At 69.1% G+C, this 434-nt stretch carries 1 protein-coding gene and 1 pseudogene; both read left to right on the top strand.

Features of this window, described 5'->3' with window-relative positions; translation table 11 throughout:
- Positions 1-228 (top strand): hypothetical protein (locus DVK06_RS19535; RefSeq protein WP_233561831.1); only part of this gene is annotated, 228 nt, incomplete at its 5' end.
- Positions 225-434: pseudogene (locus DVK06_RS18020) on the top strand (asparagine synthase); the annotation flags it as partial. The gene DVK06_RS19535 and the pseudogene DVK06_RS18020, both read left to right, overlap by 4 nt.

Here is a 434-nt window from a genome sequence, read left to right as displayed (position 1 = left end):
TTTTTCTTCGGGCGTCGCGCGTCGAACGAGCGAACGCCGAGGGTCCGGCCGGCACAGAGGCCCGATGAAGCCGGGCTACCGTTCGGTTCGCCGGCGTTCGACACCGCCACGCGGCCGTATAGGTGCGTGATAACAAAACCCGACGCACGCGGATATCGGGCAACGATGTCACTCACAGCAGTCACGCCGCAGACCACCGAGCGAACCGAACGCGAGGGCCGTCGATGACTGGCTTCGTCGGCGGCGCGCTCGACGCGGCGACGCTCGACGCCTGCGCGGCCGAACTCCACCACGGAGACTGGTACGAGTCGGCGGCGCGGTCGACCGGCCGCTTCGGCGTCTCGGTGCTCCACCACGGCGCGAGAGACCCCGAGGGCTGTACCGTCTGGGAAGACGGCCCGCGCGTGGGAGCGATATACGGCGCGGTGACGAAC

It is taken from the genome of Halorubrum sp. Atlit-28R, assembly GCF_003665955.1.
Taxonomy (GTDB): Archaea; Halobacteriota; Halobacteria; order Halobacteriales; family Haloferacaceae; genus Halorubrum; species Halorubrum tropicale.
This window is presented reverse-complemented; position numbering and strand designations above follow the sequence as displayed.